The sequence below is a fragment of the Siccibacter turicensis LMG 23730 genome (assembly GCF_000463155.2).
Lineage (GTDB): Bacteria > Pseudomonadota > Gammaproteobacteria > Enterobacterales > Enterobacteriaceae > Siccibacter > Siccibacter turicensis.
The window spans coordinates 150440-176641 of the sequence record NZ_AWFZ01000048.1; the positions used below are offsets into that span (position 1 = coordinate 150440).

Below are 26202 nucleotides of genomic sequence, written 5' to 3' on the forward strand. Positions count from 1 at the left end.
CGTGAGCAACGCCCCTTACTGGCAGAGTGCTATTCGATAAATGCGCTCACCGGCAGGTCAAACCGTTTCGCCAGCGCCTGCATGTGTTTTAACGTCAATGTGCGATCGCCTTTCAGAATGCGGCTGACCAGCGACTTTTTGCCTATCTCATTTTCAAAATCACTTTGCGTCAGCTGATACTGATCCATCAGGGTACGCAGCAGGGAGACTCCCGCCGGGATCGCGGCGGTTCGCGCATTGAATTCGGCAAACTCCGGCGCGGTGCGTTCATATTTGTCGATTTTCGCACTTAGCATCTCCACCAGCGGGCTGTCCGGCTCGTATTCAACCAGGTACTCAATCAGCAGTAGCGCATTTTCATAATCGTTTCGTCCAGGATGGCTGCCCAGCATCGGCACTATTTTTATGAGACTGTTTGCCGCCTCGATGGCTTCTGCGTAACTCATTCTCTGTTTCTCCGGTAAAAATCGGTCAACCTGTCATATTCCGCGTGGGTGGAAATATGCTTGATGAAGAGTCTGGCCCGTTCAAAATCAGCAAAGAACATGATCCTGAGATGACCGCCACCCACATCGATTACCCACTACGTTGCCCGATATTTCATCCTGTCCAGACTCGGAAACCGCTTCTTCATCTCATCCGGGGAGGCGTAGCACTCGCGCTTTAGCGTCCGGTAAATATCATCGAGTATCGCCGCCATCCTTGGGTACAGGCGAGTCGCCGCCTCGAATGGCGCTCTGGAAATAATGTGCATCCCTCACCTCTGACGTTTCCATTCTGGAAACAACATAGCGTAAATACGAAGTGTTGACAATATGGAAACCCCAGAAAGCGTATCGGCCAGACGCCGCCCAAAAAAAGAGGCGCCCGTGGGCGCCTCGTGTTCGATCATTCAGACCTTACTGCTTCTGCAAAAACGCCAGCAGATCGTTATTCAACTGGTCCTGATGGGTAGCGGCAAAGCCGTGCGGGCCGTTGTCATAGACTTTCAGTTCCGCGCCGGAAATCAGCTCCGCGGAGAGTTTCCCGGTAGCCTCGAACGGCACAATCTGGTCGTTGCTGCCGTGGATCACCAGCGTCGGTACATCTACCTTCGCCACGTCGGCGCGGAAGTCGGTTTCGGAGAACGCGGTGACGCAGTCGAGCGTCCCTTTCAGCGAGGCCAGCAGGGCGATGTTCAGCGTTTGGGTCAGAACGCCTTCGGAGACGCTCTGGCCCGCGTTAAGGCCGAAGAACGGCGTCGCGAAGTCGCTGATGAACTGGGCGCGATCCTTACGCAAGCCGTCTTTGATGCCGTCAAACACGCTCTGATCAACGCCTTCGGGATGATCAGCGGTTTTGCCGAAGATCGGCGTTACCGCGCCCAGCAGCGCCAGGCCAGCCACGCGCGCGGTGCCGTATTTACCGATATAGCGGGTGACGTCGCCGCCGCCCATCGAGAAGCCCACCAGGGTGACATCCTGAAGATCGAGATGGGTGATCAGATCGTTGATGTCTGAGGCGAAGGTGTCGTAGTTATACCCTTCCCACGGCTGGTCGGAACGTCCGAAACCGCGGCGGTCAAAGGCGATGGCGCGGTAGCCGCGTTCGGCCAGAAAGTTCATCTGGCTGTCCCACATGTCGGCATCCAGCGGCCAGCCGTGGCTGAACAGCACCGGCTTACCTTTGCCCCAGTCTTTGTAGTAAATCTGCGTGCCGTCTTGGGTGGTGAAAGTACTCATTGGCGTTGCACTCCTCTGTTGTTGTCTTTACACATCTGGCAGGTTAATTACTCAGGCGCGACCAGGTGGCGCACCGTCGGCGGTGTTTCACCCCGCTGAAACGCTCTGACGCGGCGTTGAATCTGAAAGTCGTTCTCGGTGTGGCGCTCGTGCTGGCGCAGGTGCTCCATCCAGGAACCGACCACGAAGGTCTCGACAAACGTGCCCGGCTGCTGGATATCCTCATACACCGCCCAGCTCATGGCCCCGCCGCGTCGCCGCACCCGGCGCATTTCCTGAAGCGCACGGATAAACGCCGGTGCCTGGTCGGGATCGATCTGGTACTCAACGCTTATCATCACCGGGCCGCGCTGGCTGTTAAGGGTCAGCTCGCTCACCCCCTGTTCAACGTGGCTGTCGAGATTCAGATCCGGGTCCTTATCCAGCCGCCAGCGTCGCACCGTCGCGCTGGCGATAACCATCCCGGCGGCGGCCAGGCACAGCGAGAGCGGAATAGAGAACTGCGCCGCCAGCTGTCCCCAGATGGCGCTGCCGAGCGTCATCGAACCGAAAAACACCGTCAGGTAGACCGCCAGCGCGCGGGCTTTCACCCAGCGTGCGGCGCTGCGCTGCGCCCCGACGTTGAGCGTCGAGAGCACCGCAATCCACGCCATGCCGGTAAAGAACTCCAGCCCGGTCAGCAGCCAGAAGTGGCGCACAAACGCCAACGCCAGCATGGTGAGGGCAAACAGCAGGCTCGCCAGCACCATCAGGCGATCCGGGTTGAATCTCGCCCGCAGGCGCGGAAGCAGTATCGCTCCGCAAATGGCACCCAGACCTATAGAGGCTAGCATAATGCCGTACTGACCCGGCCCTAATCCCAGTTCACGGCGCGCCACCAGCGGCAGCAGCGCCCAACCGGCGCTGGCGAACAGGAAGAACGCGACGGTGCGCACCAGCACGTTGCGCAGCACCGGGGCGGCATGCACATAGCGCAGCCCGGCACGTACGGCGGAGAAGAAGTGCTCCGGCGGCAGCTTCTGCACGCTGGGCTCGCTTTTCCAGCGCCACAGCACGATACCCACCCCCAGCACCGAGAGGGCGTTAAGCAGGAACACCACCCAGGGGCCGGCGAACGACAGGATCAGGCCGCCCAGCGCCGGGCCAATGGCGCGGCTGATGTTGATGCCGAGCGAGTTAAGCGCAATCGCCGGAGCCAGCTCTTTCTTGCTGACCAGATCCGGGACGATGGCCTGGAACGGCGGGGAGCTCATGGCCGCCCCGGTGCTGAGCAGGAAGGTGGAGATAAGCAGCACCAGCGGCGTGACCTGACCGGTTAACGCCAGCGCGCTGAGCCCTATCGCCACGATAAACATCCACAGCTGGGAGAACAGCAGGTAGCGGCGGCGGTCGATGATGTCCGCCATGACCCCCGAGGGCAGGGCGAACAGAAACATCGGCAGGCTGCTGGCGGCCTGCACCAGCGCCACCCACAGCGGGTTGGGGCTGAGCGACAGCATCATCCAGCTGGTGCCAACATCGCTCATCCATGAGCCGATGTTAGAGACCACCGTGGCGATCCACAGCATGCGAAACACCGGGGCGCGCAGCGGGCTCCAGGTCGAGGCCACGTGAGCCTGGGCGGCAGTCGCCTCCGACTCGCGGCTGAGGCGCTCGTCAATATGGGTCATGGGCGGCCTCCGCTACCGATGCGCCAGCGGCCGGGGCCGCACAGCGCAATGGTGGTGAAGATAATGAGCAGCAGCCAGCCGAACTGCCCTTCGGCGATGCTCCAGCCGGGATGGACCGCCAGCATCGCCACCAGCAGCACCACGACGATCGGCAGGCAGGCGAGGCGGGTAAACAGCCCGAGGGCTATCAGCACCGGACAGATCACCTCTGCCAGAATCGCCCCCAGCAGGCTGACGTGCGGACCGAAGCCGAACGGATCCTCGATGCGCGTCAGCTCGGCGCGGTAGTGCAGCACTTTGGGCAGACCATGCACGTAAAACAGCATCAGCGCACCGGTCAGGCGCAGGAATAACAGCCCCGCATCAATACGGGGCGTAACGGGGTGCAGGAGTGAAGTCTTCATGGCATCAGAACGCAAAGCAGCTGCAGCCGAGCGCGCCCCAGAAGGCGTTATCGTTCGACACCGGAACCCCGGCGTGACGCGCGGTATCGTGGGCGTGCTGGTGGACGCCGCACGGGCCGCTGCAGTGGTGAACCTGCGCCATACCCACACGCGCGGCCTGCGGCGGTGCGCTGCGGTAGTGGCCCGGTACCGTGACCACCGGCGACCAGTCCGGCAGCACCGGGATTGACGGCGGTGCCAGCGGTCCGAAGGTACCCGCGGCGTAGACGATGTCGCCATTGACGATCGTCAGCACCGATTCAATGCCTTTGATCTCCTCTTCCGGCACGCGGAAGTAGTCTTTGGAGAGGATCGCCATGTCGGCGAGCTGGCCAACTTTGATCTGGCCTTTTTTGCCCTGCTCGCTGGAGAACCAGGCGCTGCCGTGGGTCCAGAGCTGCAGAGCGGTGTCGCGGTCCAGGCGGGCGTTGACGTCATACATCTGCATACCGCCCACGGTGCGGCCTGACACCAGCCAGTAGAGCGCGGTCCATGGGTTGTAGCTGGCGACGCGGGTGGCGTCGGTGCCCAGTCCCACCGGCACACCGGCCTCCAGCATTTTTGCCACCGGCGGGGTGTGGCGCGTGGCCTCAATGCCGTAGCGGTCGGCGAAGTATTCGCCCTGGAAAGCCATACGGTGCTGCACCGCAATCCCGCCGCCCAGCGCTTTCACGCGCTCAATGTTGGCCTCGGTAATGGTTTCCGCATGGTCGAAGAACCAGTGCAGGCCGTTGAACGGGATCTCGCGGTTCACCTTCTCGAATACGTCGAGCATACGGCTGATGGATTCGTTGTAGGTGGCGTGCAGGCGGAACGGCCAGCGGTGCTCCACCAGATGACGCACCACACGCTCCAGCTCGTCTTCCATCCCCGGCGCGAGGTCGGGGCGCGGTTCGAGGAAATCTTCAAAGTCGGCGGCGGAGAACACCAGCATCTCGCCCGCGCCGTTGTGGCGGAAAAAGTCGCTGCCCTGGCCCGGCGTCAGCATATCGGTCCACTTCTCAAAATCCTCCAGCTCGTGACCGGGACGCTGGGTGAACAGGTTATAGGCGATGCGGATGGTGAGCTGTTTGTTGGCGTGCAGCTCGCTGATTACCTGGTAATCTTCCGGGTAGTTCTGGAAGCCGCCGCCGGCGTCGATGGCGCTGGTCAGCCCAAGGCGGTTGAGCTCGCGCATAAACTGGCGGGTGGAGTTCACCTGCTGTTCGAGCGGCAGCGTCGGGCCTTTCGCCAGCGTGGAGTAAAGGATCATGGCGTTAGGACGGGCGATCAGCATTCCGGTCGGATTGCCGTTGCTGTCGCGCTGGATTTCGCCCCCCGGCGGATTCGGCGTGTCTTTGGTGTAGCCCACGGCACGCAGCGCGGCGCGGTTGAGCAGGGCGCGATCGTAAAGGTGCAGGATGAACACCGGGGTATCCGGCGCGGCCTCGTTGATCTCATCCAGGCTCGGCATGCGGCGTTCGGCAAACTGGAACTCGCTCCAGCCTCCCACCACGCGCACCCACTGCGGGGACGGGGTGCGCAGCGCCTGGTCCTTGAGCATGCGCAGCGCGTCGGCCAGCGACGGGACGCCTTCCCAGCGCAGCTCCAGGTTGTAGTTCAGCCCGCCGCGGATCAGGTGCAGGTGGGAGTCGTTCAGGCCGGGGATCGCGGTGTGGCCTTGCAGATCGACGACCTGTGTCCCCTCGTCGTGATGCTGCATCACCTCGGCGACGCTGCCGACCTCAAGGAATTTGCCATCGCGGATCGCGGCGGCCTCGGCGACGGGGTTTTCCCGGTCGAGCGTATGAAACGCGCCATTGATGAGAATTAAGTCGGCTTTATTGAGCGAAACCATAGGGCACTCCAGAACGGTGAAGTCCAACGCACGGACAAGACAGGGGCCGCGCACAGGGCGGGGCACAGAAGATGGGGGGATTATGGTCAGCGGGGGAAAAGGGCGTCTAGTTATACATAGAGATAATAGTTTCGAATTTCAGGGCGGCCTACCATGCCTGCAGACCGGGGTTATGGCCCCTTTTTCGTCTCGCCAGACTGTGCTGGCGATGTTGTTCTTTTACCTCATTGGATACCATCATGACTGACTCTAAACTTGACCTGCTGACGCCCGATAACTGCCAAATCATCTTTATCGACCATCAGCCGCAAATGGCATTCGGCGTGCAGTCTATCGATCGCCAGGTGTTAAAAAACAACACCGTCGCGCTGGCTAAAGCGGCGAAGGTTTTCAACATCCCGACCATCATCACTACCGTAGAAACCGAGAGCTTCTCCGGCAATACCTACCCGGAACTGCTCGACGTGTTCCCGACCCACGACATTCTGGAGCGCACCTCGATGAACTCCTGGGACGACCAGAAAGTGCGTGACGCCCTGAAAGCGACCGGCAAGAAAAAGGTTGTGGTTGCCGGTCTGTGGACCGAAGTGTGCAATAACAGCTTCTCCCTGTGCGCTATCGCCGAAGGCGACTACGAGATCTACATGGTGGCGGATGCCTCCGGCGGCACCTCGAAAGAGGCGCATGACTTCGCCATGCAGCGCATGATCCAGGTGGGCGTGATCCCGGTAACCTGGCAGCAGGTGATGCTGGAGTGGCAGCGCGACTGGGCGCACCGTGACACCTACGACGCGGTGATGAACATCGTGAAAGAGCACTCCGGTGCCTACGGTATGGGCGTGGATTACGCGTACACCATGGTGCATAAAGCGCCGGCCCGCAGCAAAGGCGAGCATCGCACCCTGGCGCCGGTCCCGGCCCGCTAACCCTGCCTGCCGACCGGGCCATCCGGTCGGCACGTTGCACCCTACAGAGGAAAGGCTATGAGCGCCTTTTTGATCTCCGCCGCCGCCGGCGTGCTGATCGGTATGGTCTATGCGCTGCTGAACGTGCGTTCCCCCGCACCGCCCGCTATTGCCCTGACGGGGCTGCTGGGCATCCTGATTGGCGAACAGCTGACCATCGGCCTGCTTACGCGCGCTATCGCGTTCCTGCACTAAATCGCCCGGCGTTCGCCGCAGCGAAATATATTCTCTGGACACCCACGAGGTAATGTGATGAAACCCTATGTCGTTTCACTGTTGAGCGGCGTGCTGGTCGGCGCGATATATGCGCTGATGCAGGTACACTCTCCCGCGCCGCCGGTGATTGCGTTGTGTGGCCTGTTGGGCATGCTGGTTGGCGAACAGCTGATCCCGCTGATCCGCCGTCTGCGGGCAGGCCAGCCCGTCACCCTGACGTGGTTTCGACATGAGTGCGTACCGAAAATTAGCGGAACACCGCCGCCCGATGCCGATAACAACGCAAAGGTGAAATAGGTCTGGAGGAAAAGTATGGGGCAGTCGCCACGCATTGCCATTATCGCCATCGTCGATGATGAACGCGCTGTTCGCAGCGGGTTGAGTAACCTGTTGCAGTCCGTAGGCTATGAGACGGACACCTTTGATTCGGCAGAAGCGTTTCTTCGCGATAGCGTCAGGCTTGCGAGCGTGGTGCTGGCCATAGTGGACGTGAAGCTGAAAGGCGCGAGCGGGTTTGAACTGTTCGACACCCTGATCGGCTTGCCTGCCCCTCCACCGGTCATCTTCATCTCCGGGCATGGCGATGAAACCGTGCAGCAACAGGCGCTTGAACGCGGAGCCGTTGCTTTTTTGCGCAAACCCATCGATGTGGATATGCTGCTCAGACATATCGAACGCATCCTGGCGGCGGGTGAGGGTACGGCATGAATAACTACGGCATCACGGTCAAACTTCCGAAGGTGGGCACCGAAACGCCCGGCATTGAGCTTGATGATGCCGCGCTCATGACCCCGGTGGCCAGCGATGGCTGCATCAACTGGCTGTATTGCCGTTATCCCGACAGTGAGCAGCAGTATCTGATTGCCGTGGCCGCCTGCGAAACGCTTGAGGCCCGCGCTACCCAACTGCTGAAAAATGAGTACACCCTGCGTCACTATCTTGGTGACTGGGCGCTCGTTCCCATCGCCCGCGCCAGCCATCGCGGGCGCTATGTGCTGATGTACGACACCCTCTCCCTCACGCCGCTTAACCAACGCCTCGCCCCGCCGGCGACCATCAGCGCCTTCCTGACGCTGGCGCTGCGCCTGTGCGCACCGCTTGTGCAGATGCATCGTCAGGGGCTGATTCACGGCGATATTATGCCGGGGCATTTTTTCTTCGACGCCGACGGGCAGTGCCGCCTGGCGGGGTTTGGCCATACCACCGGGACGCGTACCACCTTAGCGGTGGTGCCGGGTGCCAGCGGCACGCCCGCCTATATGGCACCGGAACACAGCACCCGTACCCGCTTCACCCCCGACAGCCGCAGCGATCTCTACAGTCTGGGGGTGGTGCTTTATGAGCTGTTGAGCGGCAGCCTGCCGTTTGACGCGGTGGATGGCAGCGAGCAGGGGTGGACGCACCACCACATCGCCTCGGAACCGCGCCCGCTGGCGACGCTGCGCAACGATACGCCGGAGAGGGTGGCGGCGATTATTCAGCGGCTGCTGGCCAAGTCCCCCGAGCAGCGCTACCAGACTATCGATGGTCTCGTGGCCGATCTCAAACGCTGCCATGCCACTTTACAGACCCAGGGCGATATCCCGCCCTTTACGTTGGGCCTGCAGGATCGCTCCCCGGCGATATGCCTGGCCGACAGCCTGATGACCAACCACCCGCAGGCGGCGGAGCTGGTGGCGGCCTTTGAATCGGTGCGACGTACGGGCCGCGCCACGCTGGCGGTTATCAGCGGCCCGTCGGGCATCGGTAAGAGCGCGCTGATCGCCTCGGCCCTGCATGAGCTGCAGCACCGGCCCGCGCTGATGGCGGTGGGGAAGGTAGAGCAGTTTCATCTGGTGCTCCCCTTTGCCGCGCTCGCCACTGCCTTCCGCGCCCTGACGCTGCATATTCTCGGGATGCCGCCGCAGAACCTCGCCTACTGGAAATCCCGTCTTGAGGGCGAGCTTGGCAGCTATGCCGGGCAGGCGGTTAATTTCGTCCCTGAGCTTAGCCTGCTGCTGCGTCAGAAACCGCGCTACCCGGATATGTCCGGCCCCGATGCCGGGCCGCGCTTCAACCATATGGTGCACTGCCTGGTGTCGGCGTTTGCCACCCAGGGGTGCCCGCTGCTGCTGCTGGTCGATGACGTCCACTGGCTCGACCCGGCCAGCCAGCAGCTGCTCGACTATCTGCTGCGCCACAGCGCCTCGCTGCCGTTGCTGATGGTGGTGTCCCTCCGGGATGACGTGGCGGGCGTGGAATCCTGGCTGGCCCTGCTGCGCGCCAGCGCCGACAAGGTGGTTGAGATCCGGCCTGCGGCATTCAGCGTTAAAACCCTGACGCGCTGGCTGTCAGAGCGGCTGCTTGCCCGCCGGGCGGCGACCCTTGAGCTGGCGAAGCTGGTACACGAGAAGACCGCCGGCAACCCGCTGTTTACCCGCCAGTTCCTTAAGCAACTGATTGAAGACAACCTGTTAGTGCCTGGTCGCTCCCCCGGCAAGTGGCACTACGACGCCGGGCGTATTCGCGAGCTTCACTACACCGAAAACGTGGCGAGCCTGATCCTGCAACAGCTGGCAAAGCTGCCGCCGCAGACGCAAACCCTGCTGGGTAGCCTGGCCTGTTTCGGTGCCAGCGGCGATGCGGCGCAGCTGAGCCAGCTGCTGGGCGTGCCGGCGGATGCGCTGACCCGACAGCTTCAGCCCGCGCTTGCCGCGCAGATGATTACGCTGTCCGCAACCGGATGGGCGTTCACCCACGACCGTATTCAGGAAGCGGCGTTTGCCTTGCTGAGCGCCGGGGAGAAACAGCAGCTTCATCGGGATACCGCCCTGCTGCTGGCAGACCGCTGCGCCACCCGTGACGACGACGACACCCTGTTTCGCACCCTGTATCACCTTGCCGCGGCGCTCGACGGCGTGGTGGCCCATCCCCGCAGCCGTGAGTTTCTGGCGCTCTGCCTGGAGGCGATGCAACGCGCCCGGCGCTCCGGGGATTACCCGTCGGCGTTCGGGTACCTGCAAACCGCCACCACGCTGCTGTCGCACCTGCCGGCGCGGGATGACGAGCTGGCGTTTACCCTGCGGCTGGAGGAAGCCCGGTGTAAATTTATGGAGGGCTCGCTTACCGACGCCGCCACCCTGTGTCAGGCGCTGATGGAGCAGCCCGGCAGCGCCGAAGAGACCGCCATGGCATCGCGACTGCTGGCGGAAATTTACCTGCGTCACTCGGACCCTAACCGCGCGCTGGATGTCGCCCTGGAGGGGCTGCGGCGGTTTGATATCACCTTCACGCGCGATCCCTCGGATGCCATGTGTGACGAGGCCTGGCAGCGCATTCGCGCCCGCACGGGTGACGATCCGGCGGCGGTGTTTAACGCGCTGCCGTTACTCTCCAACCGCGACATTGAGACGGTCATGGACCTGATGCTCAGCGCGCAGCTGCCGGCTAACTACGCTGCACCGCGGCTGCACTTTCTGCTGCTGTGCCGGATGGTGCAGCTCACGCTGGATCACGGCATCTGCAGCGCCTCCACCACCGCACTGGGCTGGCTGGGGGTGGCGGCAGGCGAGCGTTACCACGTCTACCCCCTGAGCTTTCAGTTTGGCATCGTCGGGCGCGATCTGGTGCAGCACTATGGTTTCGAGAGCGCCGAGGCGCGCACGCTGCTGCCGCTCAACCAACTCAGCGTCTGGACGCAGCCGCTCAGTTTCAGCGTCGAGTGCGCGCGGGCGTCGTTTATTGCCGGCATCACCCACGGTGATTTGACCTCGGCCTGCTTCGCTGCCTGCCAGCAGGTGATGAACTTCCTGACCCGCGGCGACCATCTCGACAGCATTCTGACCACCCTTGACCGCTGCCTGGCGTTTGTCGAACGTGCGCATTTTCCGGATGTCAGAACCATGCTCACCATCCTGCGTCTCTACGTGGAGCACTGGCGTGATCCGGCGGCCAGCGCCTTTACCGGCAAAACTTTCCTGCCCGAGACGCTGGTGCAGACCGTCCATGAAGACGGCGAGACCATGATGCCGCTGATGCTGTTCGGCTACTGGCTCTATAAAGGCATCGCCCACTATTGCGCCCAGGAGTATGAGGCGGCCTCTCACTGTTTTGAACAGACCGATGCGCAGGCCTGGTCCGCGTCGGGGCAGAACAACTTTGCGGATTTTCACTACTTCAGTGCGCTCTGCCTGGCCGGGCCGCTCACCCCCGCCACGGTAAGCGCGGCGCACCGCGCGCAGTTTATGCTTCACCTTCAGCGCGTCGAGCAGTGGGCGCGCGTCAATCCGCATAACTTCAGCGACAAAGCGGCGCTGCTGCGTGCTGAACTGTCGCGGCTGGATGACGATCGCGCCGCTGCCCTTGAGTGGTATGAAATGGCCGCGAAGTACTCGCGAGATGCCGGTATGGACCACTGCAACGGTCTGTCGCATGAGCTTGCCGGGCGCTTCGCCCATGCCTGCGGCTATTCCACCAGCGCCGCCGGGCATATTAAGGCCGCGATAGCGGCATGGAGCCGATGGGGCGCGCAGGCCAAAGTCCATCAGCTGGAGCGGGAGTTCCCGATGTGGGCGGTAAGCAGTACGGTTTCACCCTACGCCGCCGGGAGTTTTACCTCGAACGATGAGATCCGCGATCTGCAAAGCGTTATCAAAGCCGCGCGCGCCCTGTCGGAAGAGATGAACGTCGAGCAGTTGATCCAGGTCTTGATGACGATGCTGCTGGAGCGGGCTGGCGCCCAGCGTGGGCTGCTGATCCGCATCAACGCCCGGAACCAGCCCGAAATTGAAGCCCAGGCCCACAGCCATCCCGACGGGGTGCGGGTACAGATTGTGAAAGCCGTGCCGGGTGAGACGGATCTGCCGTTATCGGTGCTGTCGACGGTGATCCGTACCGGTCAGGAGATCCGCACCGGCAAGCCCGGTGAGTTTAGCCCGTTCAGCCATGACCCGTATCTGGTGGCATCGGGTGCTGCGGTGATGTGCGTCCCGATGTTTAAGCAGTCACGGCTGGTGGGGGTGCTGTACGTTGAAAACCGGCTGATGCCGGATGTGTTTACCGCCGGGCAGTCGCGGGTGATCGCCCTGCTGAGCGCCCAGGCCGCGATATCGCTCGAGACCGCGCGCCTGTACGCCGAACTGCTGGAGGAGAATATTCAGCGCCGACGCGTAGAGAAAGATCTGCGTGCCAGCCAGACCTCGCTGACCCTCGGCGAGCAGATCAGCCACACCGGCAGCTGGCGCTGGGAGCAGCAGCAAAACCTGATCTACATCTCCGCCGAGTATGCGCGCATCCTCGGCCTGCCGGAAACCCGGACCGCCATCAGCTATCCCGAATTTATCGCGTTTATTCACCCGGATGATAAAGAGCGGGTGAAGGCGATCGTTGAGAGCGAGCTGCGCGCCGGAAAACTGGTGCGGGTGGAGCACCGCATTGTGCGTACCGACGGGGTGACGCGCTACATCCTGGCCGTCGGCGAGCCGGTCGACATGGGGGCGCAGACCAGCGACTATTTCGGCACCGTCACCGATACCACTTCGCGGCGCGAGTCCGAAGATGCCGTGCGGGTGGCGCAGGCGGAGCTGGCCCGCGTGTCGCGTGCCACCACGGTGGGGCAGCTTACCGCCTCTATCGCCCACGAGATTAACCAGCCGCTGATGTCGATTGTTGCAAACGCCGCCGCCAGCCTGCGCTGGCTTCAGCGCGACCCGGCGCGTATCGATAATGCCAGCATGGGGCTGGTAGAGATCGTCAGCGAAGGGCAGCGCGCCGGGGAGATCATCCGCGGCTTGCAGGCGTTAACCCGCAACCAGACGCCGACGCTGGAGCCGGTCGATCTGCACCAGCTGGTGCGGCACATTATGGCGCTGTCGCGCAATGAGATGGAGCGGCGCTATATCGCGCTGGAGTACCAGCTGAACGCGCAACAGGCGGTGGTGCAGGGGGACAGCGTCCAGATCCAGCAGGTGCTGCTCAATCTGGTGGTTAACGCCATGGATGCGATGTCGGAAGTGGAAGCCCGGCCGCGCATTTTGCGCATCGGCACCTCAAATCCCACCCCCGGCGAGCTGCGTTTTGACGTGGTGGACACCGGAAACGGCATTCCGCCTGAGCTGCGCGACCGGGTGTTCGACTCGTTTTTCACCACCAAACAGCAGGGGATGGGCATGGGGCTGACCATCAGCCACGCTATCATTGAGCGCCACCGTGGGACGCTCCAGGCCGAGCCCGCTGAGCGACACGGGAGCCGGTTCTGGTTCACCCTCCCGGTACTGACCAGGCAGGGGGAGACCGAAACGTAGCGGCGTTATGCGGACGGGGCGAGCTGCGACAGGCGATGGCGCAGTTCGCCGTGCGCCATAGCCACCTGCGTCGATTCCTGGAGGGCGTTAAGGTACTTCTGGTGAAACTCGCTGCTGTTTTCCGGGCCTAACGCCAGTTGGCTCTCAATGGCCTTACGGTAGTTTTCAACCGTGGCGGCGTTAACCGGCTCCTCTTTGTCATCGAGACGCTCATCAATCTCCACCATCATCTCTGAAATCTGGCGTAGCCATGCGAACTGCGGGTGGGTGGTGAGCAGCTGCAGGTGCTCAAAGGCGTTGCCGGGGTTGCCAAAGCGTTCGGTTTCTAAATCCACCAGCGCTTTATGCAGCTTGCGCAGCACGGACGAGAGTGATTTGAGCTGGGTACGCGGATCGGCTTGCGGGTCAGTTGTCATTGCATGTTCTCCTGATAAAAGAGGGGGAGGCCGCGGCGGTGCCGGGGAATACCTTAACGACTCTGTGATTTCTCGATATTCAGACGCGCCGCGCTGCGGACCAGATCCGCAAGGGATCGCGCCTGCATCTTTTCCATGACCCGCCGCTTGTGCACCTTCGCCGTAATTTCGCTGACGCCGAGCGCCGTGGCGATCTGCTTATTCAGCAGCCCGCCAATGGCCAGCTCCAGCACTTCCCGTTCGCGCGGGGTCAGCGACTGGTAGCGCTGCGCCAGATCCTGGTGCTCGCGCAGATGCATAAAGTTGTCGCGCGCCTGGCGCAGCCCGTCGGCCACGGTTTGCAGCAGCTGTAACGGGTTAACCGGTTTGGTGAGGAACTCCAGCGCGCCGGTTTTCATGGCTTTGACGGTGAGGGGAATGGTGCCGTAGCCGGTCAGGAAGATCACCGGCAGCGCGCGGCCCAGCCGGCGCAAGCCGTCCATCACGTCGAATCCGTCGGCCACCGGCATGTTCATGTCCAGAATCAGACAGCCGGGCACGTCGCAAAACGGGTGAGCGAGAAACGCCTGCGCGCAGTTGAAATCAGCCACCTCGTGGCCGTCGGCGCGGAGCAAACTGACGATGGCGCGACGAACGGCGTCATCGTCATCCACCACATAGATAATGTGTTCCATATTTTTGCCCTGCGATGCTTATAAAAAAGCAATCGAATCAACGGTATCCCGCCAACGCGAGGCAGAATACGGACCTGTTATGGGAGAATAATGGGATGCGAAATAAATTACCATCACGATAAATCACCATTTTTCATGGTGGTATTCACCGTAGTGATGATTTGATTAATGCCGGCTTCAGCGCAGCGTTAGCGCGGCTTAAAATATATTTTCATCCGGAAATCATCGCGTTGCTCAAATACCTGCCGGCGTCGGATAAAGAATGCTCATAACAATCCGATAAATAAATGACAACATTCAGGGTGGTATCAGGGAACGCAGCGCATGTTAAAAAATCTAAAAGTCATCACCGGGATTGCCATAATCCTGTGCATATTCAGTTTGTTACAAATCGTCACCGGCGGGCTTTTTTACTCGTCGGTCAGCCAGGATCGCGATAACTTCCAGAACTCCGGGCAGCTTAATTACCAGCAGGAGCAGCTGGGCGACAGCATCCAGACGCTGGTGAAAACCCGCGTCACCGTCACCCGTGTGGCGATTCGCTTCCTGAAAAATCAACGCGATCCCGCGTCGCTGGCGGCGATAGACAAGCTGCTGGGCGTGGCGAGCGAATCCCTTGATAAGGCGCAGAGCCAGTTCAACGCTTACAAAAACTCACCGCGTCTGGCCGGACAGGACGAGGCGCTGGCCCAGCAGATTCAGACAAAGCTCACCGCCTACCACGATGTCCTGCAGGCTTCGGTAGGTTTCCTGCGCGCCAACAACTATGAAGCCTATGGCAATCTGGATGCGCAGGCCGCTCAGGACGAGCTGGAAAGCGCCTACAGCACCTGGCGCGCGGAGAACAACCGTCTGCTGCAGGTCGCCGCCGACGACAACCAGAGCAGCTTCACCAGCATGCAGTGGACCCTCGGGTCGATTGCCCTGGTGGTAATCGCTATCCTGGTGCTGATTTGGGTGGGATTACAGCACCTGCTGCTGACGCCGCTGCACCGCGCCATGACGCATATCCGCGCCATTGCCGACGGCAACCTGACGCACACCATTGACGGCGAAGGGCGCAACGAAATGGGCCAGCTGGCCTCAACCCTTAAAACCATGCAGGCCTCGCTCATCAATACCGTGAGCTCAGTGCGCGACAGCTCGGAGTCTATCTATACCGGCGCGGGCGAGATCTCTGCCGGGAGCAACGATCTGTCGTCGCGTACCGAGCAGCAGGCCGCCTCGCTGGAGGAGACCGCCGCCAGTATGGAAGAGCTGACCGCGACGGTGAAACAGAACACCGACAACGCCCGTCAGGCGGCGCAGCTGGCGAAGAACGCCTCGGAAACCGCAGACAAAGGCGGACGCGTGGTGGATCAGGTGGTCACCACCATGAAAGAGATCTCCGACAGCTCCCAGCAGATTGCCCACATCACCAGCGTGATCGACAGCATCGCCTTCCAGACCAATATCCTGGCGCTGAACGCCGCAGTGGAAGCGGCGCGTGCGGGCGAGCAGGGGCGCGGCTTTGCCGTGGTGGCCGGGGAAGTGCGTACCCTGGCAAGCCGCAGTGCCCAGGCGGCAAAAGAGATTAAATCGCTGATTGAAAACTCGGTGTCCCGGGTGGGCATGGGCTCCAGTCTGGTTCATCAGGCGGGCGACACCATGAAAGAGATCGTAACGGCGGTAACCCGCGTCACCGATATCATGGGCGAGATTGCGTCTGCGTCCGATGAGCAGAGTAAAGGGATTGAGCAGGTGAGCCAGGCGGTATCGCAGATGGACAGCGTGACCCAGCAGAACGCCGCGCTGGTTGAAGAGTCGGCCGCTGCGGCAGCTGCGCTTGAAGATCAGGCCGATCAGCTGCGTCAGGCCGTGGCGGTGTTCCGCTTAGCGGGCAACCGTGAAGCACCGGTACGTCACACGCCGCCGCCGAGTGCAAAACCCCAGACGCTGGTGCCCGCGCTGGCAGGCAAAACCACAGGGGAACACTGGGAAACCTTCTGAGTTTCCCGTCTGAAAGGGAAAGCGGCGTCAGCCCACGGTCACTTTAAAGAAGCTGTTCTTAATGCTGGCCGTGAAGTACGCCTCTTTCTCATTACTCATCATAAAGGTCTGATAAGTTTTCGCCGGCACGCCCAGGAACTGCTCCACGCGCCCTGTGGCGTGCTCTATTTCCATGACGGAACAGGTCGGATCGTAGCCTGCGCTCTTGAATGTGCGGGACCGGATTTCATGTCTTTTCATATCATTCGCGTCTTATTGTGATGTGAATCACTCATATCGGTTCACCCACCCGAAACTTTATAGCTGAAAGATGCGGCCCGGCCGCCATCGCCAGGAAATATGATATTTTTTTGTTGCGCACCGGACGCACTATATGTATTTTTATGCATAATATTTGCATAAAAATAAGGGTTGTAACCATGGTTAAGCAGTTACTGCAGGCATGTGGATTGATGATAGCCCTGGCGGGCAGCGCTTTCGCCGCTCAGGAAACCTACGTGGTTGGATCCGGCGGCACCTACCGTCCGTTCGAGTTTGAAAACAGCCAGAAACAGCTTGAAGGGTTTGATATCGACATTATCAAAGCCATCGCGAAAGCGGAAAACTTCAACATCAAGCTTATCAATACGCCGTGGGAAGGTATCTTCGCAACCCTGGGCTCCGGCGACCGCGACATTATTATCTCCGGCATCACCATTACCGATAAGCGTAAGCAGATGGTGGATTTCTCCGCGCCGTACTTCCCGGCCGAACAGTCTATCGTGGTGCCCGCTGACTCAACCGTGACCTCACTGGCCGGGCTGAAGTCTGAAAAAGTCGGCGTGGTGAACTCCAGTACCGGCGACATCGTGGTGTCTGACGTACTGGGTAAAAACAGCACCGCCATTAAGCGCTTCGACAATACCCCGCTGATGCTGCAGGAGCTGTTTGAAGATGGCGTGAGCGCCGCCGTGGGCGACGTTGGCGTGGTGAAGTACTACATCAAGCAGCACCCGGAGAAGCAGTTCAAACTGGTGCCGGATGCCAAATTTGAGCGTCAGTACTTCGGTATTGCGGTCGCGAAAGGCAACGATGCACTGCTGGAAAAAATCAACAGCGGCCTGAAGAAGATCGTTGCTGACGGCACCTACGCCACTATCTATAAGACCTGGTTTGACGAGAGCGTTCCGACGCTGCCTGCCCAGTAATTTTACGCATGACAGATAGCGGCTACCGCGGGATTCTGCGGTAGCCGCTTTTTTTAGAGAGACGACATGACAGGATTTCGTTGGGAGATCATTCAGGAGTACGGCCCGCTGTTTATGGAAGGCGCCTGGATGACCATCAAATGCACCATTATCTGCGTGATCCTCGGCACGCTGTGGGGGCTGACGCTTGGGCTGGGCCGAATGGCGCGCGCCGAGCACGGGCCGTGGAAGTACGTGCTGCGTTATCTGGTGCAGTTCCCGGTGCGCTTTTACGTCAGCGCCATCCGCGGTACGCCGCTGTTCGTACAGATCATGGTGGTGCATTTTGCGCTGGTGCCGCTGTTTATCAACCCGCGCGACGGGCTGCTGGTCACCCACGGCATTATGAGCAGCGAGCTGGCCCGCGAACTGCGCTCCAACTATGGCGCGTTCCTGTCGTGCATCGTGGCCATTACGCTGAACGCCGGGGCTTACGTATCGGAAATCTTCCGCGCCGGGATCCAGTCCATCGATAAAGGCCAGATGGAAGCCTCCCGGGCGCTCGGTATGCCGTGGTGGAAAACCATGCGTAAGGTGATCCTGCCGCAGGCGTTTCGCCGCATCCTGCCGCCGCTTGGCAACAACGCCATTGCTATCGTGAAGGACTCGTCGCTGGCCTCGGCCATTGGCCTGGCCGATCTCGCCTACGCTGCGCGTACCGTCTCCGGCGCCTACGCCACCTACTGGGAACCCTACCTGACCATCTCCCTGGTCTACTGGGTCATTACCTTTGTGCTGGCGCAGCTGGTTAACCGTCTGGAAAAGAGGTTTGGCAAAAGTGATTCACATTAATAACCTCCATAAGTATTTCGGCGACAGCCACGTCCTGCGCGGCATCAGCTGTGACGTGAAGCCGCGGGAAGTGGTGTGCGTGATCGGGCCGTCCGGCTCCGGGAAAAGCACGTTTCTGCGCTGCATGAACGCGCTGGAGAGCGTGTCGGAAGGCGAGGTCGAGGTAAACGGCTTTGCGATCCACGATCGTAAAACCGATTTGAACAAGATGCGCGAAAGCGTCGGCATGGTCTTTCAGCGCTTCAATCTGTTCCCGCACATGACGGTGCTGGACAACCTGATGATGGCGCCGATGAACCTGCGGGGCATGACGCGCAGCGAGGCGGAAACCCTGGCGCTGAGCCTGCTTGCCAAAGTCGGGCTGAGCGAAAAGCGCGACGCCTGGCCGTCAAGCCTCTCCGGCGGGCAGCAGCAGCGGGTGGCTATCGCGCGCGCGCTGGCGATGAGCCCGTCCATCATGCTGTTTGACGAGCCGACCTCGGCGCTCGATCCTGAGCTGGTGGGTGAAGTGCTGGGCGTGATGAAAAACCTCGCCGCAGAAGGGATGACGATGGTGATTGTCACCCATGAGATGGGCTTTGCCCGCGAAGTGGCTGACCGGGTTATCTTCATTGATAACGGCGTCATTCAGGAGCAGGGCGACCCGGAGCAGATCTTCACCGCCCCCGCGAATCCGCGTACCGCGGCCTTCCTCAGCAAGGTGCTGTAATCGGGTGGGTTGCCGGCGCTGCCCGGCAACCGCTCGCTTTTTTTTCGCCAATCCCGCCGTCTCGTGGGATCGCCATTCACGCTTTCCCTGAGATGGTCTACCATGAGCGGATTCGTCACTCATGCCATATGGATATCTCATGCTTAAGCGCCGCTATGCCGCCCTGTTACCGCTCTGTGTTCTGCTCGCCGCGTGCAGCAGCAAACCGGAGAAACAACAGCAGACCGCCACCACCACCGGAACCCCGTCCGGCGGCTTCCTGCTGCAACCGCAACATAACGTTCTGTTCACCTCCGGGGATTTCGCCAACAACCCGGCGGCAGAGCAATTCATCGATAAAATGGTCAGCAAGCACGGCTTTGACCGCCAGCAGCTGCACGAGATCCTCTCCCAGGCCAAGCGTCTGGACTACGTGCTGCGCCTGATGGATCGCCAGGCCCCCACCACGCCGGGGCCTGTCGGGCCTAACGGTGCCTGGCTGCGTTACCGTGCGCAGTTCATCACCCCGGACAACGTGCAGAACGGCGTGGTGTTTATGAATCAGCACCGCGAGGCGCTGGAGCGCGCGCAGCGCGTCTACGGCGTGCCGGCGGAGATCATCGTCGGGATCATCGGCGTGGAAACCCGCTGGGGCCGGGTAATGGGCAAAACCCGTATCCTGGATGCCCTTGCCACGCTCTCCTTTAATTACCCGCGCCGCGCCGAGTACTTTTCAGGCGAGCTGGAAACCTTCCTGCTGATGGCGCGCGACGAGCAGGACGACCCGCTCAACCTGAAAGGATCCTTTGCCGGCGCGATGGGCTACGGGCAGTTCATGCCGTCCTCCTATAAAGAGTACGCGGTGGACTTCAACGGCGACGGGCACATTAACCTGTGGGACCCGGAAGATGCCATCGGCAGCGTGGCCAACTACTTCAAAGCGCACGGCTGGACCACGGGCGAGCCGGTCGCTATTCCGGCAACCGGCCAGGCTCCGGCGCTCAAAACCGGCTTTAATACCAAATACACGCCGGGTGAACTGGCGGCAGCCGGGCTGACCCCGCAGCAGCCGCTGGGTAACTATTCCCAGGTGAGCCTGCTGCGTCTGGACGTCGGGACCGGCTACGAGTACTGGTACGGACTGCCGAACTTCTACACCATCACGCGCTACAACCACAGCACCCACTATGCGATGGCCGTGTGGCAGCTGGGTCAGGCCGTGGCGCTGGCCTCGGTGCGTTAAGCCGGTGAGTTCTGGAATACGCGCCGAAAAAAATGCTGTAATTCCCTGAAAAGCTTAGAAAGCGTTTCCGCGTGGGGCGCTTTCTCTCTACAATCGGAACCCATTATGACGGACAGTGAACTCATGCAGTTAAGCCAGCGCGTCGGCGCGGTACTCGGCGAGCAGGGCGCAACGGTCACCACCGCGGAGTCCTGCACCGGCGGCTGGGTGGCGAAAGTCATCACCGACATCGCCGGCAGCTCGGCCTGGTTTGAGCGCGGCTTTGTCACCTACAGCAACGACGCGAAGCAGCAGCTTATCGGGGTGGATGGTGCAACCCTTGACGCGCACGGTGCGGTGAGCGAACCGGTGGTGGCCCAGATGGCGCGCGGTGCGCAGTATGCTGCCGGCGCGACCTACGCCATCTCCGTCAGCGGTATCGCCGGGCCGGACGGCGGCAGCGCGGAAAAGCCCGTCGGTACCGTGTGGTTCGGCTTTGCCGGGCCGGGGGAGACGGTGGTTACACGGCATAAGGTGTTCGCCGGAAACCGGGAAGCGGTGCGGCGTCAGGCCACGGCTTTTGCCCTCACCACCCTGTGGCAACATTTTCTACAAAAGACTTGATACTGTATGACTATACAGTATAATTGCACCAACAAAACAGATGAGGCAGCGTGGCGCAATCAGGCTCACCCTGCATGACAGGAGTAAAAATGGCTATCGACGAAAACAAACAGAAGGCGTTAGCGGCAGCACTTGGCCAGATTGAAAAACAATTTGGTAAAGGCTCCATCATGCGTCTGGGTGAAGACCGCTCCATGGATGTTGAGACTATCTCTACCGGTTCTCTCTCTCTCGACATCGCGCTGGGCGCGGGCGGTCTGCCGATGGGCCGTATCGTTGAGATCTATGGGCCGGAGTCTTCCGGTAAAACCACGCTGACCCTGCAGGCGATTGCCTCTGCACAGCGTAGCGGTAAAACCTGTGCGTTTATCGACGCCGAGCACGCGCTGGACCCGGTCTACGCTCGCAAGCTGGGTGTGGATATCGACAACCTGCTCTGCTCGCAGCCGGATACCGGTGAGCAGGCGCTGGAAATCTGTGACGCGCTGGCGCGTTCCGGTGCAGTAGACGTTATCGTCGTCGACTCCGTGGCGGCGCTGACGCCGAAAGCGGAAATCGAAGGTGAAATCGGTGACTCCCATATGGGCCTCGCGGCACGTATGATGAGCCAGGCGATGCGTAAGCTGGCCGGTAACCTGAAGCAGTCCAACACGCTGCTGATCTTCATCAACCAGATCCGTATGAAAATCGGTGTGATGTTCGGTAACCCGGAAACCACCACCGGTGGTAACGCACTGAAGTTCTACGCCTCTGTTCGTCTCGATATCCGCCGTATCGGCGCGGTAAAAGAGGGCGATGAAGTGGTCGGTAGCGAAACCCGCGTTAAAGTGGTGAAGAACAAAATCGCTGCGCCGTTTAAGCAGGCTGAATTCCAGATCCTCTACGGTGAAGGCATCAACTTCTACGGCGAGCTGGTTGACCTGGGCGTGAAGCACAAGCTGATTGAAAAAGCCGGTGCCTGGTACAGCTATCAGGGTGACAAGATTGGTCAGGGTAAAGCGAACGCCACTAACTTCCTGAAAGAGAACGCCGCTATCGCGACGGAAATCGAGAAGAAAGTGCGTGAGATGCTGCTCAACGGCGCTCAGGACGCGACCCCGGACTTCGTTGTCGATGACCACGACAAAGACGTCGAAGAAACGAAAGAAGACTTCTAATCCTAAGGGCTGCTCCGGCAGCCCTTGTTCTTTTGTGTCCATCCTTTCTGGTCTACTCGCTATGTCTGATTCCTCTTCTCCACGCCGCTCCCCGTATGCCCGCCTGTTCGATCGCGCGACGCGCGTGCTGGCGATGCGCGATCACAGCGAGCAGGAGCTGCGCAAGAAACTCTCCACCGTCTATCCCGGGCAAAAAGATGAGCCGCCTGCACCGGAGGATATCGAGAAGGTGATCGCCAGCTGTCTTGAGCAGCACTGGCTCGATGACGCGCGCTTTGCGCGCCAGTTTATCGCCAGCCGGGCGCGCAAAGGTTACGGCTCGCGCCGCATTCGGCAGGAGCTACAGCAGAAGGGCATTTCCCGCGAGCTGTGCGACGCGGCAATGGCGGAGTGCGAGGTTGACTGGACCCAGGCGGCATGGGATCAGGCGACGAAAAAATATGGTGAACCGCTGCCGACGCTGTTTGCCGAAAAGGCGAAAGTGCAGCGCTTTTTGCTTTATCGTGGTTTTCTGATGGAAGATATCCAGGAGATCTACCGAAATTTTGCCGATTGACTGCACTCGGGGTTTTACTTCCCTGTAAAGAAAACTTATCTTATTCCCACTTTTTTCCCGATAAGCCGGGCAGGAGAGGGGGCTTCACATCTCTGCTCGTCCCGCCTTACGACACTCGTTAGCTTGATTTCAGGATAATTATGAGCAAGAGCACCGCTGAGATCCGTCAGGCGTTTCTCGATTTTTTCCACAGTAAGGGGCATCAGGTTGTTGCCAGCAGCTCCCTTGTGCCGAATAACGACCCGACCCTTCTGTTCACCAACGCCGGGATGAACCAGTTCAAGGATGTTTTCCTTGGCCTGGACAAACGTAATTATTCCCGTGCGACCACGGCACAGCGCTGCGTGCGCGCCGGTGGTAAGCACAACGACCTGGAAAACGTCGGTTACACCGCCCGTCACCACACCTTCTTTGAAATGCTGGGTAACTTCAGCTTCGGTGATTACTTTAAACATGACGCCATCAACTACGCCTGGGAACTGCTGACCGGTGAGCAGTGGTTTAACCTGCCGAAAGATCGTCTGTGGGTAACCGTCTACGAGACTGACGACGAAGCGTTCGACATCTGGGAAAAAGAAGTGGGCGTGCCGCGCGAGCGCATTATTCGCATCGGCGACAACAAGGGTGCGGCCTACGCGTCCGACAACTTCTGGCAGATGGGCGATACCGGCCCGTGCGGCCCGTGCACCGAAATCTTCTTCGATCATGGCGACCACATCTGGGGAGGCCCGCCGGGCAGCCCGGAAGAGGACGGTGACCGCTATATCGAAATCTGGAACATCGTGTTCATGCAGTTTAACCGTCAGGCTGACGGCACCATGGAACCGCTGCCGAAGCCGTCCGTGGACACCGGCATGGGCCTGGAGCGTATTGCCGCCGTGCTGCAACACGTGAACTCCAACTATGAAATCGATCTGTTTGCGAAGCTCATTGCCGCGGTCGCGAAAGAGACCGGCGCAACCGATCTGGCGAACAAGTCGCTGCGCGTTATTGCCGACCACATTCGCTCCTGCGCGTTCCTGATTGCTGACGGCGTGATTCCGTCCAACGAGAACCGCGGCTACGTGCTGCGTCGTATTATTCGTCGCGCCATCCGCCACGGAAATATGCTGGGCGCCAAAGAGACCTTCTTCTACAAGCTGGTTGGGCCGCTTATCGACGTTATGGGCTCGGCAGGCGACGATCTGAAACGCCAGCAGGCGCAGGTCGAGCAGGTGCTGAAAACCGAAGAAGAACAGTTTGCCCGCACCCTGGAGCGCGGCCTGGCGCTGCTTGACGAAGAGCTGGCGAAGCTGCAGGGCGATACCCTGGACGGCGAAACCGCATTCCGCCTCTATGACACCTACGGCTTCCCGGTGGATCTCACCGCTGACGTGTGCCGCGAGCGCAACCTGAAGGTTGATGAAGCCGGCTTCGAAGTCGCCATGGAAGAGCAGCGCCGTCGTGCGCGTGAATCCAGCGGTTTTGGCGCAGACTACAACGCGATGATCCGCGTGGACAGCGCGTCAGAATTTAAAGGCTATGACCAACTGGAACTGACCGGCCACGTCACTGGGCTGTTTGTCGACGGTAAAGCGGTCGATCAGATCGTCGCCGGTCAGGATGCGGTAGTGATCCTCGACAGCACGCCGTTCTACGCTGAATCCGGCGGCCAGGTCGGCGATAAAGGCATCATCGGCGGTACCGGCTTCAGCTTCGAGGTGAGCGACACCCAGAAATATGGCCAGGCTATCGGCCATGTCGGTAAGCTGACCAGCGGCGTGCTGAAAGTTGGCAGCGGCGTGAACGCACAGGTTGATGAAGCCCGTCGCGAACGCATCCGTCTGAACCACTCCGCAACGCACCTGATGCACGCGGCGCTGCGCCAGATCCTTGGCACGCACGTGGCGCAGAAAGGCTCCCTGGTGAACGATAAAGGCCTGCGTTTCGACTTCTCCCATTTCGAAGCAATGAAGCCAAGCGAAATTCGCGCCGTGGAAGATCTGGTTAACGCGCAGATCCGCCGTAACCTGCCTGTTGAAACCAACATCATGGAACTCGAAGACGCGAAAGCGAAAGGGGCCATGGCGCTGTTTGGCGAGAAGTATGACGACCGCGTTCGCGTACTGAGCATGGGCGACTTCTCCACCGAGCTGTGCGGCGGCACCCACGCGCGCCGTACCGGCGACATCGGCCTGTTCCGCATTGTGGCTGAGTCCGGCACCGCGGCGGGCGTTCGTCGTATCGAAGCGGTAACGGGAGAAGGCGCGCTGGCCATGCTGCATGCGCAGAATGACCAGCTGCAGGATATCGCCCAGCTGCTGAAAGGCGACAGCCAGAACCTGAGCGATAAAGTCCGCTCGGTGCTGGATCGCTCGCGTCAGCTGGAAAAAGAGCTGCAGCAGCTGAAAGAGCAGCAGGCGGCGCAGGAGAGCGCAGGGCTTGCTAACAGCGCCGTCGATATCAAAGGCGTGAAGCTGCTGGTCAGCGAGCTGACCAACGTTGAGCCGAAAATGCTGCGTACCATGGTTGATGACCTGAAAAATCAGTTAGGTTCCACCATTGTGGTGCTGGCGACTGTGGCTGATGGTAAGGTTTCTCTGATTGCTGGGGTGTCGAAAGACGTCACTGACCGCGTGAAAGCAGGCGAGCTGATTGGCATGGTTGCCCAGCAGGTCGGCGGCAAGGGCGGCGGTCGTCCGGATATGGCTCAGGCGGGCGGTACAGACGCTCAGGCGCTGCCTGCAGCGCTGGCAAGTATCGAAAGCTGGGTTGCAGCGAAACTGTAATAAAAATGGGGTGTCTAACGCGCTATAGCGACATGGTCGGTGTAGCGCGTTAAAGAACACTCTCAATTAACACAAAGTCAGGTTGAAGTTATCTATATCGGCTAAGCTTAGTCATAACAGAATGTAATGCCGTGACTGCTGACACTCTGGGTGTCGGTCATCGCTTACTTTTTGGCGTTATATGATGGATAATGCCGGGATACAAGAGACCCGACTCTTTTAATCTTTCAAGGAGCAAAGAATGCTGATTCTGACTCGTCGAGTTGGTGAGACCCTCATGATTGGGGATGAGGTGACCGTGACAGTTCTTGGGGTAAAAGGTAACCAGGTACGTATTGGTGTGAACGCCCCGAAAGAAGTGTCTGTACACCGTGAAGAGATCTACCAGCGTATCCAGGCTGAGAAGTCACAACAGTCCAGCTACTAAGAATATGGCGCCTCGCTTCTATGCAGCGAGGCGGTTCTGCTCGCGTTACGCTTTTCCCTCCCCGCCGTTTTCATCTTTTCTTCTCCATTTCTGTTGAAACGCCTCTTTTGTGAGGTAACGCGTATTTACGTGGCGGATTCATTGCATCTCAGGGTGTAATGAGAAGGGTAAGCGCACGCGCTTTTTCTGTTGATAAAACACCCTTTTTGTTGGCAAATCAGGCTAATTGAGCGTGAAGTGTTCAAACGATACCGTCCCCGGAAAAATTGTTTGACTTATAAGTCCCAGAAAGTAATATGTGCGCCACGCAGCGCCGATGAGTGGAAACACATTGAAGCGCAACTCGTAAGAGGCGTGTGTGGTGAGGTGGCCGAGAGGCTGAAGGCGCTCCCCTGCTAAGGGAGTATGCGGTCAAAAGCTGCATCCGGGGTTCGAATCCCCGCCTCACCGCCATTTTGCATCCGTAGCTCAGCTGGATAGAGTACTCGGCTACGAACCGAGCGGTCGGAGGTTCGAATCCTCCCGGATGC

General features: G+C 60.2%; 23 protein-coding genes, 2 tRNA genes and 1 pseudogene. 17 read left to right on the top strand and 9 right to left on the bottom strand.

Annotation, left to right across the window (positions count from 1 at the left end; translation table 11 throughout):
• Nucleotides 1–29 precede the first annotated feature (29 nt).
• The 6 genes and pseudogenes from DW58_RS15455 to DW58_RS15480 form a co-directional block, all read right to left on the bottom strand.
• On the bottom strand, nt 30–446 hold the full coding sequence (locus tag DW58_RS15455; protein WP_024547877.1) for a helix-turn-helix domain-containing protein: 417 nt from the start codon (nt 444–446) through the stop codon (nt 30–32).
• Nucleotides 443–754 (bottom strand): annotated as a pseudogene (locus DW58_RS15460) (type II toxin-antitoxin system HigB family toxin). The gene DW58_RS15455 and the pseudogene DW58_RS15460 overlap by 4 nt, the downstream one beginning before the upstream one ends.
• A 145-nt stretch (nt 755–899) precedes the next feature.
• The gene (locus DW58_RS15465; RefSeq protein ID WP_024547876.1) at nt 900–1721 is read right to left on the bottom strand and encodes an alpha/beta fold hydrolase; all 822 of its coding nucleotides are present in this window, start codon (nt 1719–1721) and stop codon (nt 900–902) included.
• Between the two features lie 47 nt (nt 1722–1768).
• Complete coding sequence (locus tag DW58_RS15470; protein ID WP_024547875.1) at nt 1769–3391, bottom strand: MFS transporter; 1623 nt, start codon at nt 3389–3391, stop codon at nt 1769–1771.
• Nucleotides 3388–3795, bottom strand: coding sequence for a DoxX family protein (locus DW58_RS15475; RefSeq protein WP_024547874.1), 408 nt, complete (start codon nt 3793–3795; stop codon nt 3388–3390). The genes DW58_RS15470 and DW58_RS15475 overlap by 4 nt, the downstream gene beginning before the upstream one ends.
• Before the next feature lie 4 nt (nt 3796–3799).
• The gene (locus DW58_RS15480) at nt 3800–5671 is read right to left on the bottom strand and encodes an amidohydrolase (RefSeq protein ID WP_024547873.1); all 1872 of its coding nucleotides are present in this window, start codon (nt 5669–5671) and stop codon (nt 3800–3802) included.
• Between the two features lie 239 nt (nt 5672–5910).
• On the opposite strand from DW58_RS15480, the gene DW58_RS15485 reads away from it, so the two are divergent.
• From DW58_RS15485 to DW58_RS15500, 5 genes are read left to right on the top strand one after another with little or no spacing between them, the layout of a single operon-like run.
• On the top strand, nt 5911–6597 hold the full coding sequence (locus tag DW58_RS15485) for a hydrolase (protein WP_024547872.1): 687 nt from the start codon (nt 5911–5913) through the stop codon (nt 6595–6597).
• Between the two features lie 57 nt (nt 6598–6654).
• The gene (locus DW58_RS20305; protein WP_071789224.1) at nt 6655–6831 is read left to right on the top strand and encodes a DUF1427 family protein; all 177 of its coding nucleotides are present in this window, start codon (nt 6655–6657) and stop codon (nt 6829–6831) included.
• A gap of 57 nt (nt 6832–6888) precedes the next feature.
• Entirely contained in the window at nt 6889–7149 is a 261-nt protein-coding gene (locus DW58_RS15490) for a XapX domain-containing protein (protein WP_024547871.1), read from the top strand.
• 15 nt (nt 7150–7164) lie between these two features.
• Complete coding sequence (locus tag DW58_RS15495) at nt 7165–7560, top strand: response regulator (protein WP_024547870.1); 396 nt, start codon at nt 7165–7167, stop codon at nt 7558–7560.
• Entirely contained in the window at nt 7557–13133 is a 5577-nt protein-coding gene (locus DW58_RS15500; RefSeq protein ID WP_029593080.1) for an ATP-binding sensor histidine kinase, read from the top strand. Before DW58_RS15495 ends, DW58_RS15500 begins: the two co-directional genes overlap by 4 nt.
• A 5-nt stretch (nt 13134–13138) precedes the next feature.
• On the opposite strand, the gene DW58_RS15505 is transcribed toward DW58_RS15500, so the two are convergent.
• Nucleotides 13139–13549 (bottom strand): hypothetical protein, encoded by a 411-nt coding sequence (locus tag DW58_RS15505; protein ID WP_024547601.1) that lies wholly within the window; start codon nt 13547–13549, stop codon nt 13139–13141.
• A 53-nt stretch (nt 13550–13602) separates the two neighbouring features.
• Nucleotides 13603–14223, bottom strand: coding sequence for a response regulator transcription factor (locus DW58_RS15510; RefSeq protein WP_024547602.1), 621 nt, complete (start codon nt 14221–14223; stop codon nt 13603–13605).
• Between the two features lie 324 nt (nt 14224–14547).
• Between DW58_RS15510 and tcp the strand changes: the two genes are divergently transcribed.
• The gene (tcp, locus tag DW58_RS15515) at nt 14548–16212 is read left to right on the top strand and encodes a methyl-accepting chemotaxis citrate transducer (protein WP_024547603.1); all 1665 of its coding nucleotides are present in this window, start codon (nt 14548–14550) and stop codon (nt 16210–16212) included.
• Between the two features lie 27 nt (nt 16213–16239).
• On the opposite strand, the gene DW58_RS15520 is transcribed toward tcp, so the two are convergent.
• Nucleotides 16240–16452, bottom strand: coding sequence for a KTSC domain-containing protein (locus tag DW58_RS15520; RefSeq protein ID WP_024547604.1), 213 nt, complete (start codon nt 16450–16452; stop codon nt 16240–16242).
• A gap of 179 nt (nt 16453–16631) precedes the next feature.
• On the opposite strand from DW58_RS15520, the gene DW58_RS15525 reads away from it, so the two are divergent.
• The 11 genes from DW58_RS15525 (at nt 16632) to DW58_RS15575 (ending at nt 26202) form a co-directional block, all read left to right on the top strand.
• Nucleotides 16632–17399, top strand: a complete 768-nt coding sequence (locus DW58_RS15525; RefSeq protein WP_024547605.1) for a basic amino acid ABC transporter substrate-binding protein — start codon at nt 16632–16634, stop codon at nt 17397–17399.
• A gap of 66 nt (nt 17400–17465) precedes the next feature.
• Nucleotides 17466–18230: an amino acid ABC transporter permease gene (locus DW58_RS15530; protein ID WP_024547606.1), complete on the top strand. Its 765-nt coding sequence runs from the start codon at nt 17466–17468 to the stop codon at nt 18228–18230.
• Entirely contained in the window at nt 18217–18939 is a 723-nt protein-coding gene (locus tag DW58_RS15535) for an amino acid ABC transporter ATP-binding protein (protein WP_024547607.1), read from the top strand. The genes DW58_RS15530 and DW58_RS15535 overlap by 14 nt, the downstream gene beginning before the upstream one ends.
• Before the next feature lie 139 nt (nt 18940–19078).
• Nucleotides 19079–20161: a lytic murein transglycosylase B gene (mltB, locus tag DW58_RS15540; RefSeq protein ID WP_024547608.1), complete on the top strand. Its 1083-nt coding sequence runs from the start codon at nt 19079–19081 to the stop codon at nt 20159–20161.
• 105 nt (nt 20162–20266) lie between these two features.
• Nucleotides 20267–20764: a nicotinamide-nucleotide amidase gene (gene pncC / locus DW58_RS15545; RefSeq protein ID WP_024547609.1), complete on the top strand. Its 498-nt coding sequence runs from the start codon at nt 20267–20269 to the stop codon at nt 20762–20764.
• 89 nt (nt 20765–20853) lie between these two features.
• The gene (gene recA, locus DW58_RS15550; protein WP_024547610.1) at nt 20854–21921 is read left to right on the top strand and encodes a recombinase RecA; all 1068 of its coding nucleotides are present in this window, start codon (nt 20854–20856) and stop codon (nt 21919–21921) included.
• Nucleotides 21922–21982: 61 nt separating this feature from the next.
• Nucleotides 21983–22477 (top strand): regulatory protein RecX, encoded by a 495-nt coding sequence (locus DW58_RS15555; RefSeq protein ID WP_029593081.1) that lies wholly within the window; start codon nt 21983–21985, stop codon nt 22475–22477.
• A 140-nt stretch (nt 22478–22617) separates the two neighbouring features.
• Nucleotides 22618–25245, top strand: coding sequence for an alanine--tRNA ligase (gene alaS / locus DW58_RS15560; protein WP_024547612.1), 2628 nt, complete (start codon nt 22618–22620; stop codon nt 25243–25245).
• Nucleotides 25246–25486: 241 nt separating this feature from the next.
• The gene (gene csrA / locus DW58_RS15565; protein ID WP_000906486.1) at nt 25487–25672 is read left to right on the top strand and encodes a carbon storage regulator CsrA; all 186 of its coding nucleotides are present in this window, start codon (nt 25487–25489) and stop codon (nt 25670–25672) included.
• 360 nt (nt 25673–26032) lie between these two features.
• Nucleotides 26033–26125: transfer RNA gene (locus tag DW58_RS15570), tRNA-Ser, on the top strand.
• Nucleotides 26126–26129: 4 nt separating this feature from the next.
• Nucleotides 26130–26202 (top strand) — tRNA-Arg (locus DW58_RS15575).